The 2832-nt window shown below is 37.6% G+C and carries 4 protein-coding genes; all 4 read right to left on the bottom strand.

Annotation, left to right across the window (positions count from 1 at the left end):
• Window positions 1-695, bottom strand: a 695-nt coding sequence (locus ABYK33_RS15160; RefSeq protein WP_373034153.1) for a hypothetical protein, incomplete at its 3' end; no start/stop codon positions are given.
• Window positions 692-1639: a YbgA family protein gene (locus tag ABYK33_RS15155; protein WP_373034152.1), complete on the bottom strand. Its 948-nt coding sequence runs from the start codon at window positions 1637-1639 to the stop codon at window positions 692-694. The genes ABYK33_RS15160 and ABYK33_RS15155, both read right to left, overlap by 4 nt.
• Window positions 1640-1648: 9 nt before the next feature.
• Window positions 1649-2527 (bottom strand): ABC transporter substrate-binding protein, encoded by an 879-nt coding sequence (locus tag ABYK33_RS15150; RefSeq protein WP_373034151.1) that lies wholly within the window; start codon window positions 2525-2527, stop codon window positions 1649-1651.
• Window positions 2524-2832: thiamine phosphate synthase (locus tag ABYK33_RS15145; RefSeq protein ID WP_373034150.1), on the bottom strand; the 309-nt coding region annotated here is incomplete at its 5' end. The genes ABYK33_RS15145 and ABYK33_RS15150, both read right to left, overlap by 4 nt.

The raw sequence follows: 2832 nt of genomic DNA, 5'->3' as shown, positions 1-2832 counted from the left end.
TAATCTTTTGCCTCACTATATCCTTCTGGTTCTATTCCGCTGTCATCTGCAAGGCGTATAACAGCTTGCGAATAGATCATACCGGCATTGAGTAGGAGATCAGGGCTGAGATAGTAGCCAATATAGGTTCTTGGAAATCCAAGTACCATCGTGAGTCCATCATCTTCACGTAGCCGATATGTGTAACCCAAGACTGGTAACACAAGTGACTTTACAGGATGATAATTAGCAAAAGCACCCAATTGAAAGGTATGTTCATCATCTAGTTTATAAGAGAAGAAACTAAAGATACCGGCACCGAAAGCATCATTCATCTCTTTTTCAAATGTTGCATTTACGTTGATTGAGTTGAGCATGAACCATTTATCGTTGATCGGTACTGGCAGGTTAGCGTTGATCTTAAAACTCTGCATAGACTTAATGGGTGTTTTTCCTCTATAAAAAGGCAGGTCATTTTCCTGATCCCAGTCAAAATCCCAGCGGCTGTAACTAATACCGCCAAAGCCATTGTTTATTTGTATCTTTTGCTTAGATGTTCTGATGCTACCTTCATAACCTTCAAATTTTGCATCAGAAAGAAAGTCACTTTGAAAAGTCACTTTGGGTTGTGCAATTTGCTCAAGCAACGAAGGTCTTTGCTCTTCTGCCATAAGAGAGAATGCACAACCTAGCAATAATATGGTAATACGTTTCATTTTCCACCTTTTATGTCGGATCGCAATGCAAGCTCTTTTGGGTAAGGATGCAAGAATTTTTGATTCAATAAATACTCTATATTATGCGATTTGGCAAACATATGAAGTCTACTTAGCGGTGCTATCAGTGGGACTATTTTGTTTGCATAGTCTCGTATCTGCTCATGGAGCATCTCTTTTTCTATCTTGGAGATTTTATCCTTAGCAAAGCCTGCCATGTGCTCAAGGACATTTCTATTTTTGCCAATGGAACTTTTTTCAGCGATAATTGTCTTAAAAATGTATTCATATTTTTTCAATATATTAGCAAATGAGAGTTTGTCATGGTTACCTACAATCTGTCCTAACTTCCTATACATCACTTCATCTTTTGCCTGAAGCATAAATTTATATGCCTGATGAAAATCAACCAAATTTTTCATGCTTGGTTGTGAAGCCTTAAAGTTTTCAAAATCATCATAGGCAAAAAGCTGCATCACAAAATTTTCACGCAGCCAAGGGTCATTTAATCTGCCCTCCTCTTCCATAGGTAAAAGATGAAAATGCTCTCTGCAAAGTTTGGCAAATATACCATCGTCCTTCCCCTCTGCATAGCCGTTGGTTCTATAGACCAATGCACTACCCAGTCCACAACTGGGAGATTTTGATTTGAAGATGATTCCACGAATAGGTGCAGCTTTAAGACGTGTGAGTTCAGCATTACTTGTAGCTAAAAGTTCTTCAGTGAGATTATCATCTGTTTTACTTGGATGAACTTCTATCCCATCTTTCTCATGAACAAGTCTAATGGTTGGTCTAGGAGTACCAAATGCCAAATGTTCTGGGCAGAAAGGTACAAACTCGGCAAATTCTCCAAGATCATCGGTAATGAAACGGTTATGTTTGTGCCCACCGTCAAAACGGATACGTTCACCAAGTAGACAAGAAGAGACGGCGATTTGCATAATATTCCTTTAGTTCAAAAATGCTGTTTTGAAAGTAGTATCATCCAAAGAAGTAATACCTATCTCTCTAAAAAATTGTAAAATCGGCAAAGATTTTTCATAGTCTGATGTAAATGTAGCATCAAAACACTCAAGAGTAGCTTTGAGTATATCATCCATTAATGCCGATTTTTCTTCTTTCGTATAGGCATAATAATATTCCATAGCCTTATCAGGATTATCATCCATAAATACAATAGACTCTTTTACAGCTTTATCAAAATTATGACAGATATCAGTATTTGTTGTATAAAACTTTTTGTTGACAAAAATATCTAAGGCACTAAAGTTTGCAAATCCAGTATTTTCAGCATCAAGATAGAGAACATCCAATCCTTCATGTTGCGCTTCTACTCCTTCAAAGTTATAAAAGTAGAGCCACCCTGCATCTGCTCCCTCTTTCATGTATTTGATATGTTCAAATCCATTAGGCTCAAAGTTAACCTGATCTTCTGTGACAATGATGCCATCTTTAGCAAAGTAACGTCGGATGATCTCAAACCCAATCGTATTTGTTATAGCATTTGAAACAGGTGTGGTCACCGTAATATTTCCTCCATTTTGGACTTTTTGATAGGAGTCTTTTTTAAACAGCACACCACCCTTAGTTTCAAAATAACTCCCTAAAGAAAGGAACCTTTTATCAAACTGCTCAATAAGGTGCAAGGGTTCATTGGTCGCAAACTCTATATTTCCAGTGAGAAGTTCATCCAGTCCATCATAGTGTTCATCAGGTACTATGAGTTCAAGCTCAATATCATATTTTTCAAATATTCCTTCGGACATACCTACAATAAAGGGAAGGTGATCAGGGTTCAAGAACCATTCAATAGCAAGTTTTAATTTCATATTTTCATTCCTTTAATTAAATTAGAGACATTCTGTTGAATATCCCCTTCAAATGCTGCACTCACCACTGAGATCATATCAGTCTGTGTAGCTGTAATCTGCCCTATATTGGTCTGGCTAATACCACCTATGGCACACACAGGTATCTCTACTGCCTCTTTGGCCTTATGTAGCACATTAATAGATATAACACCTGAATGTGGTTTGGTAGGAGAAGGGAAGAAGGAACCAAAAGCAACATAGTCAGCACCTTCTTCCTGTGCTTCTTTAGCTTTACGTATACTTCCGTAACAGGACACTCCTAT

Origin of the sequence: Sulfurovum sp. (genome assembly GCF_041562805.1) — a bacterium.
Classification (GTDB): Bacteria; Campylobacterota; Campylobacteria; order Campylobacterales; family Sulfurovaceae; genus Sulfurovum.
This window is presented reverse-complemented; position numbering and strand designations above follow the sequence as displayed.

Bases quoted from the DNA above. Each gene is read 5' to 3' on its own strand.
- ABYK33_RS15155 (WP_373034152.1), bottom strand. From the start codon at position 1,639: ATGCAAATCGCCGTCTCTTCTTGTCTACTTGGTGAACGTATCCGTTTT.
- ABYK33_RS15150 (WP_373034151.1), bottom strand. From the start codon at position 2,527: ATGAAATTAAAACTTGCTATTGAATGGTTCTTGAACCCTGATCACCTT.